At 59.6% G+C, this 14,854-nt stretch carries 14 protein-coding genes and 1 pseudogene; 5 read left to right on the forward strand and 10 right to left on the reverse strand.

Annotated features, from left to right (window positions below; genetic code table 11):
- Nucleotides 1-83 precede the first annotated feature (83 nt).
- Nucleotides 84-869 carry a dienelactone hydrolase family protein gene (locus CUR33_RS14970; protein WP_289240159.1) on the forward strand — a complete coding sequence of 262 codons (786 nt, stop codon included), beginning with the start codon at nt 84-86 and terminating at the stop codon, nt 867-869.
- Between the two features lie 182 nt (nt 870-1,051).
- Here the strand turns inward: CUR33_RS14970 and CUR33_RS14975 are convergent, their stop codons facing one another.
- The 7 genes and pseudogenes from CUR33_RS14975 to CUR33_RS20760 form a co-directional block, all read right to left on the reverse strand.
- Nucleotides 1,052-1,843 (reverse strand): DUF4394 domain-containing protein, encoded by a 792-nt coding sequence (locus CUR33_RS14975; protein ID WP_289240160.1) that lies wholly within the window; start codon nt 1,841-1,843, stop codon nt 1,052-1,054.
- A gap of 155 nt (nt 1,844-1,998) precedes the next feature.
- Entirely contained in the window at nt 1,999-2,712 is a 714-nt protein-coding gene (locus CUR33_RS14980) for an anti-sigma factor (RefSeq protein WP_289240161.1), read from the reverse strand.
- Entirely contained in the window at nt 2,709-3,257 is a 549-nt protein-coding gene (locus CUR33_RS14985; protein WP_170048813.1) for a sigma-70 family RNA polymerase sigma factor, read from the reverse strand. The genes CUR33_RS14980 and CUR33_RS14985 overlap by 4 nt, the downstream gene beginning before the upstream one ends.
- Nucleotides 3,258-3,347: 90 nt before the next feature.
- Nucleotides 3,348-4,208, reverse strand: coding sequence for a pirin family protein (locus CUR33_RS14990; protein WP_282876101.1), 861 nt, complete (start codon nt 4,206-4,208; stop codon nt 3,348-3,350).
- Nucleotides 4,205-4,606 carry an OsmC family protein gene (locus CUR33_RS14995; protein WP_289240162.1) on the reverse strand — a complete coding sequence of 134 codons (402 nt, stop codon included), beginning with the start codon at nt 4,604-4,606 and terminating at the stop codon, nt 4,205-4,207. Before CUR33_RS14995 ends, CUR33_RS14990 begins: the two co-directional genes overlap by 4 nt.
- Nucleotides 4,607-4,662: 56 nt before the next feature.
- Nucleotides 4,663-5,010: a PDC sensor domain-containing protein gene (locus tag CUR33_RS20755; RefSeq protein ID WP_448703175.1), complete on the reverse strand. Its 348-nt coding sequence runs from the start codon at nt 5,008-5,010 to the stop codon at nt 4,663-4,665.
- Between the two features lie 216 nt (nt 5,011-5,226).
- A pseudogene (locus CUR33_RS20760) lies at nt 5,227-6,057 on the reverse strand (methyl-accepting chemotaxis protein); the annotation flags it as partial.
- Nucleotides 6,058-6,340: 283 nt separating this feature from the next.
- Between CUR33_RS20760 and CUR33_RS15005 the strand changes: the two are divergent.
- The 3 genes from CUR33_RS15005 (at nt 6,341) to CUR33_RS15015 (ending at nt 9,652) form a co-directional block, all read left to right on the forward strand.
- Nucleotides 6,341-7,312: an amidohydrolase family protein gene (locus CUR33_RS15005; RefSeq protein ID WP_446730789.1), complete on the forward strand. Its 972-nt coding sequence runs from the start codon at nt 6,341-6,343 to the stop codon at nt 7,310-7,312.
- A 62-nt stretch (nt 7,313-7,374) separates the two neighbouring features.
- The gene (locus CUR33_RS15010) at nt 7,375-7,839 is read left to right on the forward strand and encodes a DUF3859 domain-containing protein (protein WP_289240164.1); all 465 of its coding nucleotides are present in this window, start codon (nt 7,375-7,377) and stop codon (nt 7,837-7,839) included.
- Nucleotides 7,840-8,026: 187 nt separating this feature from the next.
- Nucleotides 8,027-9,652, forward strand: a complete 1,626-nt coding sequence (locus CUR33_RS15015; protein WP_289240165.1) for a methyl-accepting chemotaxis protein — start codon at nt 8,027-8,029, stop codon at nt 9,650-9,652.
- Between the two features lie 78 nt (nt 9,653-9,730).
- Here the strand turns inward: CUR33_RS15015 and fabB are convergent, their stop codons facing one another.
- The 3 genes from fabB to CUR33_RS15030 form a co-directional block, all read right to left on the reverse strand.
- A complete protein-coding gene (gene fabB / locus CUR33_RS15020) occupies nt 9,731-10,951 on the reverse strand; it encodes a beta-ketoacyl-ACP synthase I (protein WP_289240166.1) in 1,221 nt (406 codons plus the stop codon).
- A 12-nt stretch (nt 10,952-10,963) separates the two neighbouring features.
- The gene (fabA, locus tag CUR33_RS15025) at nt 10,964-11,479 is read right to left on the reverse strand and encodes a 3-hydroxyacyl-[acyl-carrier-protein] dehydratase FabA (RefSeq protein ID WP_090253349.1); all 516 of its coding nucleotides are present in this window, start codon (nt 11,477-11,479) and stop codon (nt 10,964-10,966) included.
- Nucleotides 11,480-11,655: 176 nt separating this feature from the next.
- Nucleotides 11,656-13,578: a response regulator gene (locus CUR33_RS15030; protein ID WP_289240167.1), complete on the reverse strand. Its 1,923-nt coding sequence runs from the start codon at nt 13,576-13,578 to the stop codon at nt 11,656-11,658.
- 250 nt (nt 13,579-13,828) lie between these two features.
- Here CUR33_RS15030 and CUR33_RS15035 point away from each other — a divergent pair, with 250 nt between their 5' ends.
- Nucleotides 13,829-14,851: an NAD(P)H-dependent glycerol-3-phosphate dehydrogenase gene (locus tag CUR33_RS15035; protein WP_170048819.1), complete on the forward strand. Its 1,023-nt coding sequence runs from the start codon at nt 13,829-13,831 to the stop codon at nt 14,849-14,851.
- Nucleotides 14,852-14,854: the final 3 nt, after the last annotated feature.

Below are 14,854 nucleotides of genomic sequence, written 5' to 3' on the forward strand. Positions count from 1 at the left end.
CTGCCGGGGATTCCGGTGCTTGGTCATCCCGTGGCAGCGGTCTATGGTGAGCGCTGCGTTTAACTCGCCTGAGGAGCCTCGCCATGTCCACCAAGTCTCTGTTGCCCCTGCTGTGCGCCGGCATGATCGGTTTTGCTGAAGCTGCAGTGGTCTTCAAGCCCGTGCCCTATGAGATCGATGGCGAAGCCTTCGAAGGGTTGTTGATCTACGACGATACGGTCACCACGCCGCGTCCAGGCCTGCTGATGGTACCCAACTGGTTAGGCGTCACCGATGACTCGGCAAAGAAGGCCGCACGTGCTGCTAGTGACAAATACGTGGTGTTTATGGCCGATATGTACGGTAAGGCGGTGCGTCCGACCAATGCCGACGAGGCCAAGGCTGCCGCGACGCGGGTACGCGGCGACCGACCACTGATGCGCAAACGTGCGCAAGCAGCCGTTGAAGTGCTCAAGGCACAAACTGCGCAGGTGGCACTGGATGTCAGCAAACTGGGGGCGATCGGTTTCTGCTTCGGTGGCGGTGCGGTGTTGGAGCTGGCGCGTTCCGGCGCTGATTTGAAAGGCTTTGTCTCGTTCCACGGCAACCTGGATACGCCCAACCCAAGTGATGCGCAGAACATCAAGGCACCGGTCCTGGTGCTGCATGGCGCAGATGACCCGGCAGTGCCTCAGGCGCAGGTCGATGGCTTTATTGCAGAAATGAAAGCGGCGAAAGCCGACTGGCAGCTAGTCAGCTACGGTGGTGCAGTACATTCCTTTACCAACCCGGTGGCCAATGTGCCGGGGCGCAATGAGTACCATCCGGTAGTGGCCGCGCGAGCGTTCAAGGCCATGGATGATCTTTTTGCGGAAACTTTCGCCGAGTAAGGCGTGAGCGGGAAGGCCGGGTGGCCTTCCCGCATCCTTGCTTAGAACCTGTTTCGAGTCTCGCGAGCTAGAGCGAGACAAGGCAAAAATGGCCGAGGAGCGGAGTTTACTAGCTGTAAATGAGCATTCCGAGGCCATTTTTAACGCCGTATCGCCGACGCGCAGCAGACTCGATATAGGTTCTACATGCCTGGCAGTACGGCGATATCAATAATATTGCCCGGCAGACCGGCGATGTCGCCCAGCGTGGTCGGCTTGCCCGTGGCCAGGTCGAGGGTGTGCAGCGTGGTGCCTGTCAGCAGGTACGCGGTGTTGCCGCCTTTGCCGTCGCTGGCGATGTCCAGCGCCGCATTCTGCAAGCCATCAACGATTTTGCCCACGGCTTGCTGGATGCCATCGTTTGGCGGGTTTTGCAGCATCAGATTGCTGCTGGCCAGGTCCACGGTGTACAGCGCGGTCGCCTGAGTGCCGGCGTAGGCGTTGGTATACGCACCGGCGACTACCTTGGCGCTTTTACCGGCATAAGGGCCTTCGGCGGCGTAAGCCACTGAACCGTCTACCACCACTTCACCGGTTTCGACATTGACGCGAAAGCTGGTGCCGTCGGCGGCGAGCATGCGCAGTTTGTCGGCGACCGGGTTGAAGTCGATGACCGCCTGGCCGCTGCCAGGCAGTTGCTTGTTCAGGCTGGCGACCTTGCTGGCTGCGCCAGTGGCCAGGTCCAGGGTATGGAGCTGATGGTCATTGCTCAAGGCATAGAGCATCCCATTTGCCGGGCGCACATCAATGCCGCGCAACGGGCTTGGGCTGTTGGTTGCCATCGTGGCGGTGACTTTCTGGCTGTTGCTGTCAATCTTGAACAGCTGACCGTCGGCGCCCAGGGCCAGTAGGGTCGCTGCGCTGGCAGTGCCGGCGGCGAGGCTGAGGGTGGCAGTGGTAACGGCAGCGGTCAGCAGGGTATTGAAGCTGTTCATATGCGTTCTCTCATCTGTGGTTATCCAGCATCGATGCAAGGCCGGCTTAGGCCTGCCTTGCAGGTGCCTCGATGAAACACCTGATAGCTATACCCACGAGAACGCATCTGGATGTCGCTGCCTGAAAATAAATTCAGTTTTTTTTGCCGATGGCTTCAGTTGATCGAAGCCATCACCGCGCGACCGATATACAGCACCTTGCCGGTAGGCCGATCCTTCGGCGAGCCGCCGGCCGGTTCCAGGGTAAGTTCGAACAGCTGGCCGGGTTGCACTGCGCCAATCTGTTCGGCAGACAGTTGCAGCGGCTTACCCGGTTCGACCAGGCCTAGGGAGCGTGGGCCAATGGCTGGGTCGATCAACGTCCAGAATTGTACCGAGCGGTCGGCTGGGATTTGATCGTTCAGCAACGGCTGCAAACGCAGGCCGCCTGTGCCGTCCACATGTACTACCCAGCCGGGTTTGGCGGCTTCACCAGGGGCTTGCAGCACCACGGTGTAGCTGTTGCCAGGCATGTCTGTGCGCCACAGGTTAGGCATCAGCGCGACGATCAAGGCAAGCGCCAGTGCAGCACTGGTGAGGCGCCAGGTGGCCAGGCTCTGCCACCACGTCAGCCAGACATTCACCCGGCTGACGGTTGGGGTCAGGCTGAGGCTGTCCTGCAGGCGTTGCCACAATTGTGTAGACGGTGTTTGCGGCGGCAGCTGATCGCTCAGTTCGAGAAAGTGCTGTTGCCACTGCAGAGCCATTTGCGCGGCTTCGCTGTCGCGCTCGATCAACTCGCGCACTTCAGCGGCTTCGGCCTCATCAAGTAGGCCCAGGACATATTCGCCGATCAAGGCGCGGCGTTCGGCAGGTTGCTGCGGAATCATGCTTGCAAACACTCCTGCAGGGCGCGTAAACCTGCGCGAATACGGCCTTTGATGGTGCCCAGCGGGGTGGTCAGGCGGTTGGCGATTTGTTCATGGGTCAGGCCGCGGTAAAAGGCCAGCAGGATCGGGTGGCGGCGATTGCGTTCGATGCCTTGCAGGCAGCGACGCAGTTGTTGGTGTTCACCTTGCTGCTCCAACAACTCTGCCGCCTGTGGGGTGTCGTCGGCCGCGCGCTCGATAAAGTCGTCATCCATCTCCACCGTACGACCACGGCTGCGCAGCTGATTCAGCGCGCGGTAGCGCAGGATGCTGTAGATCCAGGCGCGGCCGCTGCCCAGTGCCCGCTGAAAGCGCTGGGCGTTGCGCCAGACTTGCACAAAGGCATCGTGCACACAGTCTTCAGCCTGATCACGACGGCCGAGCAGGGTAATGGCCAACCCGAGCATCTGCGCGGCCTCCTGTTGGTAGAGCGCCTGGAATGCGCGTTTATCCTGCTGAGCACAGGCTTCCAGATGGCTTTCGTAATCAAACAGCGGCTGCGCCATGCACAGGGTTCCTGAATGTGTGAGCGTGCCAAGGGTTATACCCGAGCACCTGCGCTTTGGATGTCTCGGGAGTGCAACAAATTTTCTCCGTCAGCGGGGCAGCTCGATGCGATCGGTTTCCCCTGGCACGGTTGGCCAGTCCTGCGCGGCCCAGCGTTGGCGTGCCTGGTCGATCAGTGCCGGATCGCTGGCAACGAAGTTCCAGTTAATCCGGCGGGGGCCAATCGGCTCGCCGCCAATCAGCACCAGGTGGCTCTCGCTGCAGGCGCTGAGGGTATAAGTCTCGCCTTCAGGCAGTACCAACAGGCCATGCAGTGGTAGTTGCTGGTCATCTAGAGTGGCCTCACCCTCAATTAAGTACAGCGCGCGTTCGGCATGCTCGGCGGGGATTTGCAGTGCGCTGCCTGTGGCCAGCTTGATCTCGGCATAGATAGTGGGCGACAGCACCGGTACTGGCGATTGCAGGCAGAAGCCTGCCCCGGCAATCAGGCAGATGTCCACGCCCATGCTGCTACTGCGCGGCAGGCTGTCTGCGGGGTGATGGCTGTAGTGGGGTTCGCCTTGCTCATCGGCGGCGGGCATGGCCAGCCAGACCTGCAGGCCATGCATGTGCGAGCCGCTTTCCCACAGCGTCTGTGGGGTGCGCTCGACATGGGCGACGGCACGGCCTGCGGTCATCCAGCTGACCTCTCCGGGGCTGACCAGTTGATTCGAGCCGAGGCTGTCCTTGTGCTGCAATTGCCCCTTGAACAGGTAGGTGAGGGTGGACAGGCCGATATGCGGGTGCTGGTTGATATTCATGCCGCTGCCAGCCGGGTAGGTGTTTTCCAGAATATGGTCGAAGAACACGAACGGCCCGACGCTGCGACACTTGGCCGAGGGCAGGGGACGCAGGATAGGTTGCCCGCCGAGGTTTTCCGGGCGCGGCTGGATCAGCAGAAGGTCGCTCATTCCATGCCCTCGCTTAGCTGAGTGCTGACCTGAACCTCGCTGCTGATCATCAGCTTGTGGACCGGGCATTTATCAGCGATGCGCAGCAGCTGCTGGCGTTGCGCGTCATCCAGCGCGCCGTGCAGGGTCAGTTCGACATCCAGACGGTAGATGCCTTGGCGCTCCTGGCTGTCATCGCGGTTGAGCTTCACGTCGAGACCTTCCAGCGGCAAACCACGCTGCTTGGCATACAGCGCCAGGGTCAGCGCCTTGCACGCGCCCAGCGCAGCGTCGAACAGGTCATGGGGTTCGGGGCCAGCGCCTTCGCCGCCCAGCTCCACCGAAACGTCGCTGTGCAGGGTGTGTGGGCCGATTCTGATGCGCTGCAACAGGCCTTTTTCGTTGCTGATGCTGATCATGTGAACTCCAACGCCATGGGCTGAGTGAGTGATGAGCCTAGCCCATGGTGTCGGCCTCAGACCAGTGCAGACAGCCGCACGTCGGCCCCTAGTACGCGCAGCAATTGGCCACGGGCATCGAGGATCGGTACCGAAACGGTGAAACAGAAGTCGTCGGTTGCCGATGACCGATAGACCTGGGTGATATGACTGCACAGGCTATCGGCAGCGGCACGAAACCACGGACGTTGCTGCCAATTGCGGCCTTTGCAGCTGCTGCTTTCGCTGTGGTTCACATCGGCGGCAAAGATGTTTTCGGAGAGCTGCACGCCGCGGTTGTCGACCAGGTAGAACAGCTCAAACCGCGCATCACGGTTGAGGGTGTCGCCGAGCAGGCGTTCGGCGGTGGCCATATCCGCGCTCATGCCGGGTTGGCTAGCCAGCTGCTCGACACTGGCCTGCACGGCGTGGTGAATCTCCAGGCGGAAATCACCCAGCCCCGCCAGCAGACGGTCGCCATCTTCGCGCACCGCCTGGCTGTGGTGCAGCACTTGGCTAGCCTTGCCGAGCAATTCGCCGGCGACCCGGGCGATGTTCTGCACGTCACCGTTGATTGAGCGCACGGCTTGGCCGATCTGCTCGGTGCCTGCGGCGATCTGGCCCACGCGGCTGTCCAGGCGATCCATGGCCTGGCGGGTGCTGTCCAGACCACCGCCCACGGCGAGCATGCCATCGCGGCCATCGGCCACGGCCTGGTGCATGTGGCTGCCTGCTTCGGTGAGTTGCTGCATGCCGCTGCGAAAACGCTCGATGATGTCACTGACCTGCGTGGTGGCGTCGGTGGTATGCCCGGCCAGGCGTCGCACTTCCTCGGCCACCACGGCAAAGCCACGGCCATGCTCGCCTGCGCGGGCAGCTTCGATGGCTGCATTCAGCGCGAGCAGGTTGGTCTGCTGGGAAATGCTGGCGATCACCCCGATCACTTTGCTGACCTCTTCAAGCTGGCTAGTCAGTTGTTGAATCACCAGCTCCAGTTGCTGTTCGCTCTTGCCGATCACCTCAACCTGTTGCAACACCGCCTGGCCGCTCTGTTGGCAACCATGCAATGTTGCGGTGACCTCAGCGGACAGCTGCGCGACTTCGGCGGCGCCGGGCACCAACTCGGCGTCGAGGGTGGTGGTGACCTGTTCGCTGGCGCTGGCGATCAGTTCCGAGGACTGCGCCAACGTTTGCCCGCTCTGCTGGTTGGCGGCGGCGATACGTGCCAGTTGTGGGGCATGCGAAGCAATGCCGACTGCTGCGCCCAGGCTGGTGCGGATGCGTTGGTGCAGGCCTGCACTGAAGTCATTCAGGCGCGACATCCAGCGATAGTTATCGCTCAGGCGGGCGGTGAGGTCGTGCTGGTTGAACAGCGTATCGAGCGCAATGTCGTCCGTGTTCTTGCGTGGGGTCGAGCGCAATAGCTGAAGCATGGCGAATTCCTTCTAGGGTCTGGCTGTTGTATTGCAAGCCAAGTGCCATCACTGACAGGCCGCGTCATGCTGCTGGCGCTGGAAAACAGTCGCTGTGGCCGCCCTGTTCTGGTGCTGCAGGTTGTGGTTTGGGCCTCTGTGGTGCTGTTTGCTCGCTACTCGCCGCTCTGCGCCTGAACTTGCGTCTGACGCCTGGGGTCTATGCTGCTCTGACTGTCTGGAGGATATGCCCTTGCCTGTATCGCGTTTGAGTGTTGCCCTGTTGCTCGGCCTGCTGAGTGCAATGGCCCAGGCCCGCGACTATCGCTACAGCGATGCCCATCTGCATTACGTGGATTTCTTTCAAGAAAGCGCGGGCATGACTGAGTTGTTCGAGCAGATGGCGGCCGGCAATATCGAGCATGTGATGCTCTCAGGCATTCCGGTGGCGAAGAAATGGCATGAGGATGAGCCCAAGCGCCCTCGTTATTATGCGGGTGATGATGCCAATGCCTATTGGTACAGCGCCACCGATGTGTTGGTGGCACATGCCTACAAACAGGTGCCCGCTGAACAGCGCAAACGTCTGCACCCGTTTCTCTCGGGCTTTAATCCGAACGACAAGAATGCCGATGCACATATCCGCCGCATGCTCGAACTCGACCCAGGGCTGTGGCAGGGCATTGGTGAGGTTTTCACTCGACATGACGACCTCACCGCGCTGATCCATGGTGATGCGCCACGGGCCAACAACGAAGCCCTGGCGCGGGTCTTTCACCTGGCTGCCGAGTACGACCTGCCAGTGATGCTGCATTCCAATATCACCTCCAAGCGCGAACGCAATCCGCTGTACCTGCAGGAAATCGAGGACCCACTGCGTAACCATCCACATGTGCGGTTTATCTGGGCGCATGCCGGTACCAGCATGGAAATTCACCGGCATCAGGAAAAGCTGGAGTTCCTCCTGCCCACCCTGGAGCGGATGCTTAAACAGTACCCCAATCTGTATATCGATCTGTCCTGGACCATGCTTCGCCCCTACCTGCTTGATGCCGAGGGGCAACCTGATCCGGCCTGGGTAAAGTTGGTCAGCAGCTATCCCGCGCGCTTTATGCTGGGCTCTGATGTGGTCGGGCGTTTCTCAAGTTTGCCGGACTACATGAAAGGCTTTAAGCCGTTTCTCGATGCCTTGCCGGAGAAGGTTGCCCATCAGGTGGCGCTCGACAATTTCCTCGCGGTATTGCCACGTAAGGTGCAAGCCGAGATGACTGAATAGAGCTGTCATAGCCCTGTCACACGGGTGTCATAGGCTCGCGCCATCTAAATAAGGAGCGCGACATGCAATACACCCGTTTCAGTGGCTTGGCCGCACTTGTGTTGATCAGCAGCCTGGCGCACGCCGAAGTGCGTGTTGAAGGTCCGATCGAATACGGCGTTTTCGCCAGTGACTATCAGGACTTTCAGGAAGGTGAGCGGGTGTTGACCCGCAGTAACCAGCAGATCGAGCAAGGCGACGTGATCCCCGCCAAGCTCGGCACCAAGTTCGGCATGCGTTACACCCTGGTGGGCAAGGTGGCCGATGATGCGCCGCTGACCTTGCTCTACCTCACTCCTGGAGTGGTGACCCCGACCGGTACCCGGCACGACAAGTTTGTCGTGATGCAGAAGCAGGCACGCGGTGCCGTGCAGGACGTGATGGCCTTCGAGTTCACCGAAGCGCATGAAGTGGTCCCGGGTGAGTGGCACTTTATGGTGTTTCAGGACGACCGCAAATTGCTGGAGCAGCGCTTTATCGTGCGTTGAAGTTAAGTGAAGTCGTAATGCTAAACCCGAGCCTTGGCTCGGGTTTTTTATGTGCGAGGGGTCAAGAATCTAGTGCTAGAGTCGATACGGAATCTGTAGATATTGGCTGAAGGTCTTAAGGTCCTCATAAGGATAATGGCCATATGCTATCGAGCAAGCTGCTTCAGAACCGTAAAGGACGGCCGTGATGACCCTAAGAAATATAAACATCGCTCCCAGAGCGTCACTTGGCTTTGGCTTAGTCGCACTTCTTGTGCTGCTGCTGGGCAGCTTCTCCCTGTTGCAAATGTCAGAGATGAACAAGCAGTCAGCTGATGTAAATGATAACTGGCTGCCCAGCGTGCTGAGCCTGGGCGAGATGAGCCAAGACATTTTAAGGCTGCGAGCTCTGACACTGCGCTTGATGCTTAATAGCGATGAGAGTGCGACGCAGCAGAATATTGCCCGCGTTGAGGAGTTTAAAAACCAGTTGCACACGGCTCAGAACAGCTATGAAAAATTAATTGCGAGCCCTGAAGAACGTACGATGTATGAGCGTTTCAAACAGGCTGAAAGCAGCTATCTGCAGGAGCAGTCGAAGATCGTGGCCGCTGTCCGTCAAAATGATCTTGATGCTGCACTGGCGGTTGCCAATGGTCAGCTGAATGGGCATGCGGACAGTATGGCCAAAGCCCTCGCTGATTTGTCCGAGCTGAATCGTGTGGGGGCCTCCGCAGCGGCTGAAAAGGCTGATCAAGTATTTTCCAGCGCCCGTACATGGGTCATTGTGATGATGCTGGCTGCACTTGGTCTGACGGTGATTTTGGCGTTGCTGCTGACCCGTAGCATCGTCGCGCCGCTGACCGATGCGGTACGGGTGGCTGAAGTTGTGGCAGGCGGCAACCTGACCCAATCAATTGAGGTGCAGGGCAGTGATGAACCAGCACGTTTGCTGAGTGCGCTGAAGACTATGCAGCAAAGCCTGCGTAACACTATCCAAAATATCTCGGACTCCTCTACGCAACTGGCCTCAGCCTCGGAAGAGCTCAGTGCGGTCACTGAAGACTCCACCCGTGGTTTGCATCAGCAGAACAATGAAATCGAGCAGGCGGCTACCGCGGTCAATGAAATGACCAGCGCGGTGGAAGAAGTTGCGCGCAATGCCGTCAGCACCTCCGAAGCGTCCAGCGAGTCCAATCGTACGGCGCAACATGGCCGCGAGCAGGTGCGCCAGACTGTCGAGTCGATCAGTCATCTGGCGGACGACGTGACCCATACCGCTTCCGAAGTGGAGCAGCTGGCCGGGCAGGTGCGCGATATCAGCAAGGTACTGGATGTGATCCGTTCGATTGCCGAGCAGACCAACCTGCTGGCACTGAACGCTGCGATTGAAGCCGCGCGTGCGGGTGAGGCCGGACGCGGTTTTGCCGTGGTGGCCGACGAAGTACGTGCCCTGGCGCACCGTACGCAGCAGTCGACCCGTGAAATCGAGCAAATGGTCAGCGGCATCCAGCAGGGTACCGATAAAGCGGTTAACGCCATGCAGAACAGCAACAGCCGTGCCCGTTCAACCCTGGATGTGGCCAAGGCGGCCGGCCAAGCGCTGGATGAGATTGCGGCCGCTATTTCGCAGATCAATGAGCGCAATCTGGTGATCGCCAGCGCTTCGGAAGAACAGGCTCAGGTGGCCCGCGAAGTGGATCGCAACCTGGTGAATATCCGAGATCTGTCGATGCAGTCTTCAGCCGGTGCCAACCAGACCAGTGCGGCCAGTCAGGAGTTGTCACGCCTGGCGGTGGACCTAAATGCACTGGTAGCGCGCTTTTCTATCTGAGTAAGCCTGGCGCAAGCCACAATAAAAAAGGCCATCCCGAGGGATGGCCTTTTTTATGCTGCAAACATCGGGTTAGGCTTATTTGCCTGCCCAGCGCTTGAGTACCAGAGTGGCGTTGGTGCCACCGAAGCCGAAGCTGTTGCTCATCACGGTGTCGAGCTTGGCGTTCTCAACGGTGCTGCGCTGGATCGGCAGGTCGGCGATTTCCGGGTCGACTTCGTCGATGTTGACCGAACCGGCGATGAAGTTGCCTTCCATCATCAGCATGCAGTAGATCGCTTCCTGTACGCCGGCGGCGCCCAGGGAGTGACCCGACAGGCTCTTGGTCGAGCTGATGGCGGGCGCCTTGGCACCGAACACTTCGCGTACTGCGCGGCTTTCCGCAACGTCGCCGACCGGAGTCGAGGTGCCGTGGGTGTTCAGGTAGTCGATTGGGCTATCGACGGTAGCCAGAGCCTGCTGCATGCAGCGCACTGCGCCTTCGCCGCTTGGGGCGACCATGTCGTAGCCGTCGGATGTCGCGCCGTAGCCGACGATTTCGGCGTAGATCTTGGCGCCGCGAGCAAGGGCATGCTCCAGCTCTTCGACCACCACCATGCCGCCACCGCCGGCGATAACGAAACCGTCACGCTTGGCGTCGTAAGCACGCGAGGCTTTTTCTGGAGTTTCGTTGTACTGAGTGGAGAGGGCGCCCATGGCGTCGAACAGGAAGCTCTGGCTCCAATGTTCTTCTTCACCACCGCCGGCAAACACTACGTCCTGCTTGCCCAGCTGGATCTGCTCCATGGCATTACCGATGCAATGGGCGCTGGTGGCGCAGGCCGAGGAGATCGAGTAGTTAACGCCCTTGATCTTGAACGGCGTGGCCAGGCAGGCGGACACGGTGCTGCCCATTGTGCGCGGTACGCGATAGGGGCCAACACGCTTTACGCCTTTCTCGCGAAGGATGTCCATGGCCTCCATCTGGTTGAAGGTCGACGCGCCGCCGGAGCCTGCGATCAAGCCTACGCGTGGGTTGGAGATTTCTTCTGCGCTGAGGCCCGAGTCCTTGATCGCCTGCTCCATTGAGAGGTAAGCGAAGGCCGCAGCATCCCCCATGAAACGATAGACCTTGCGGTCGATCAGCTCTTCCAGGTTGAGGTCAACCGAGCCAGACACCTGGCTGCGCAGGCCCATTTCGGCATAGGCAGGGTTGAAGCGGATGCCTGACTTGCCAGCACGCAGGTTGGCAGAGACGGTGGCTTTGTCATTGCCCAGGCAGGAAACGATGCCCAGGCCGGTAATCACGACGCGACGCATGCAGAGAGTCCTTTAAAAATTGTCGGTAGAGGTAAACAGACCAACGCGCAGGCCTTCGGCGCTGTAAATCTCGCGACCATCAACGCTGACGCTGCCATCGGCAATAGCCAGAACCAAGGAGCGTGCGATGGTGCGTTTGATATGGATGTTGTAAGTGACTTTCTTGGCGGTCGGCAGCACCTGACCGAAGAACTTCACTTCGCCCGAACCCAGGGCACGGCCACGGCCTGGGTTGCCCTGCCAGCCAAGGTGAAAGCCCACGAGCTGCCACATGGCATCGAGGCCCAGGCAGCCTGGCATCACCGGGTCGCCTTCGAAATGGCAGGCGAAAAACCACAGATCAGGAGTGATATCGAGCTCGGCGACTATTTCGCCCTTGCCGTACTTGCCGCCGGTGTCGCTGATATGAGTGATGCGATCGATCATCAGCATGTTCGGCGCGGGCAGTTGCGCATTACCTGGGCCGAATAGTTCGCCGCGACCGCAAGCGAGCAGTTCTTCCCGGGTGAAGGCGTTTTGTTTGGTCATGCGAGCTCCTCAATATGTCCCATGCGCCAAGGCTGGGCGAATCGTCCTGGCTGGCGGCACAGTCTGCTGCGCCTGCCAACAGCCTAGTCATAGACTGTTGCGTTGTGGTGAAAGTCACAGCCTTGTGAGTACAGTTGTACTCCGCTCCTGTTGGCCTGTCATAGCGCCCATGCTCATTAGCCTGCAGCAGTTGAGCCTTCTTGACTACCCGTCGATGGTCGAGGGGGTAGCCAGCGCTGCAGGATTCGCTGCAAATCGGCCCGTTTAAAGGGTTTTGCCAGGTAGTCATTCATACCCGATTGTAAGCAGGCCTCGCGGTCGCCCTGCAAGGCGTTGGCGGTCAGCGCGATGATAGGCAGTTCGCTGCAGCCGGGCAGGCGACGGATCTGCCGAGTAGCCTCGTAGCCGTCCATAATTGGCAGACGGCAATCCATCAGAATCGCTGAATAACGCTGCTGGCTGACCTGATGCACGGCCTGTGCGCCATCTCCAACCAGGCTGACCCGATAGCCCAGGCTGCGCAGCATGGCTTCAATCACGGTCTGGTTGACCGGGTTATCTTCGACCAGCAGCACCGGTTGGCCGTTCCCCTGGTCAGCTGGCAGTGGCGTGTCGCTGATAGCGGGTGCGACGTGCTGGGAAAACGGCAGTGGCACTTCCAGGGTAAATACCGAGCCCTGACCTTCCTGACTGACTGCGCGCAGGGTGCCGCCCATGCGTTCGGCAAGGGTGCGGGCAATCGGCAAACCCAACCCGGTGCCGCCGTAACGTCTTGAAATAGAAGTGTCGGCCTGCTGGAAGGCATCGAACATATGTTCAAGCCGCTCAGGGGATATTCCGATGCCGCTGTCATGCACCGCACAGCTGAACCACAGCACCTGGTTATCCAGCGCCTGCCAGCTGCTGTGCACACGGATATTGCCGGTTTCGGTAAATTTCAATGCGTTGCCGATGAGATTGACCAGAATTTGCCGAATCCGCGTGGGGTCGCCTTGTACTTGTAAGTTCTCCAGGCCACTTTCGGTTTCCAGCAGTAATTGCAGGCCACGCTGTTGGGCGCTGTGTTGGAACACCTGAATCGAACTTTGCAGCAGGTCGAGCAGGCAGAAGGGGATGCGTTCGAGCTCCAGTGCGCCGCGTTCGATGCGCGAGAAATCGAGGATGTCATTGATGACTTTCAACAGGTGTTCAGTGGACTCGGTGGCCAGGGCGGCATATTCGGCCTGCTCCTGAGTCATTTCAGTGGTTTCCAGCAACTGCAGCATGCCCAGCACGCCATTCATCGGGGTGCGCAACTCGTGGCTCATCATCGCCAGGAAGTCGGATTTGGCGCGGTTGGCCAGCTCGGACTGCTCGCGTGCTTGAATCAGCAGGGCCATGGCACGTTGTTGTTCGTCACTGGCGCTGGCCAGGCCGTGGGCGAGGTTGTTGATATGCCGCGCCAGCGCCTGCAACTCACCTTCACCGACTTCGGGCAGGGTGGTCTGGTAGTTGCCGGCCTGAATCGCGCTGACGGCTTCACCCATGGCGCTCAGCGGCTGCGACAGGTGGCGAGCCAGGCGGCGTGCAAGAATAAAGGTCAGGGCCAGGGCGAACAGTGCGAGCAGGGTGGCTTTAAAGAGGATTTCCTGCTGGCGTGTATTGAAGGCGTCGTTAGACATGCCGACGACGACATAGCCCAGGTAGTCATCGGCCAATGCCTGTTGATCAGGGTTGTTCAGCGCTGCACGTTGCAGGTGTATGGGCGCCTGAAACACATCGACCTGGCTGCTTGCGTGGCCGCTGCCTGGGGCTTGCTCAACGTAAACGAGAATTTTACCGGTGTGATCGCGCACTTCCAGAAAGCGCACATGCGGGTTTTTCAGCGTGGCTTGCAGCAGTGCCTCGAGCACCTCAAGGTTGCCGGAAATGACCCCATAAGTACTGGCCGGGGCTAACTGGCTGGCGATCAACTGACCGTAGTGGTTGACCTCCTGGCGCAGGTCCTGCAAACGGGCAAAGGTGAAGAACCCGGTGAGCAGCAGGGTCAGCAGCAGGGCAGGGCCGACACTGATCAATTGGGTGCGGGTATGGATATTCCAGCCACGACGCAGGATCATCGCGACACTCCGCTGCTGCAAAAAATGTTCGGGCGTTGGAGAACTGGCCGGTTTTGCGCGGTCTCAGGATGAAGCTGGGCTTGGGTGCTGTCGATCACGCCACAACCTTGTTTGCGTTTTAAAGGCTGCATGTTAACTGAGCTGCTTGGCTTTGCCAGTGCCAGGCAACCTGCTAAAAGCTGGTTGCATAGAGGCGCCGCCGTATAATGCGAGCGATTCGCCACTTTCAATGGTTTACCACGGATACGTTATGACTGATCAGCACCCCATCGCCGTGCTTGGCGGCGGTAGCTTCGGCACTGCGATTGCTAATTTGCTAGCCGAAAACGGCCAGCATGTCCTGCACTGGATGCGCGACCCCGAACAGGCCCAGGCGATTCGGCTGACCCGTGAAAACCCGCGTTACCTCAAAGGCATCAAAATTCATCTGGGCGTTGAGCCTGTCACCGACCTTGCGGCGACGTTGAACGCCTGTCAGTTGATCTTCGTCGCCTTGCCCTCCAGTGCATTGCGTCAGGCGCTGCAACCGGTGGCTGAGCTACTCAGCGGCAAGCAGCTGGTCAGCACCACAAAGGGCATCGAGGCGCAGAGCTTTCTGCTGATGAGCCAGATTCTCGAAGACATCGCCCCGCAGGCGCGCATTGGCGTGCTATCCGGGCCGAACCTGGCGCGTGAAGTAGCCGAGCATGCGCTGACCGCGTCTGTCGTCGCCAGCGAGGACGAAGAACTCTGCCAGCACGTGCAAGCTGCGTTGCACGGCCGCACGTTCCGTGTGTATGCCAGTGCCGATCGTTTTGGCGTCGAGTTGGGCGGTGCGCTGAAGAACGTTTACGCGATCATCGCCGGCATGGCCGCAGCGATGGGCATGGGCGAAAACACCAAGAGCATGCTGATTACCCGCGCTCTGGCGGAAATGACCCGTTTTGCGGTCAAGCTGGGCGCCAATCCCATGACTTTCCTAGGGCTTGCCGGTGTAGGCGATCTGATCGTCACCTGCTCCTCGGCAAAAAGCCGCAACTACCAGGTCGGCTTTGCCCTCGGTGAGGGCTTAAGCCTGGAAGATGCAGTGGCGCGCCTGGGCGAAGTGGCGGAAGGGGTGAACACCATCAAGGTGCTGAAGTCCAAGGCGGAACAGTTACAGGTCTACATGCCCCTGGTCGCGGGCTTGCATGCCATTCTGTTCGAGGGGCGCACGCTGAATCAGGTAATCGGTGCGCTGATGAATGCAGAGCCCAAGACCGACGTTGATTTTATCCCCACCACCGGTTTTTGAGAT

Source organism: Pseudomonas sp. FEMGT703P (genome assembly GCF_002786345.1).
GTDB lineage: Bacteria > Pseudomonadota > Gammaproteobacteria > Pseudomonadales > Pseudomonadaceae > Aquipseudomonas > Aquipseudomonas peli.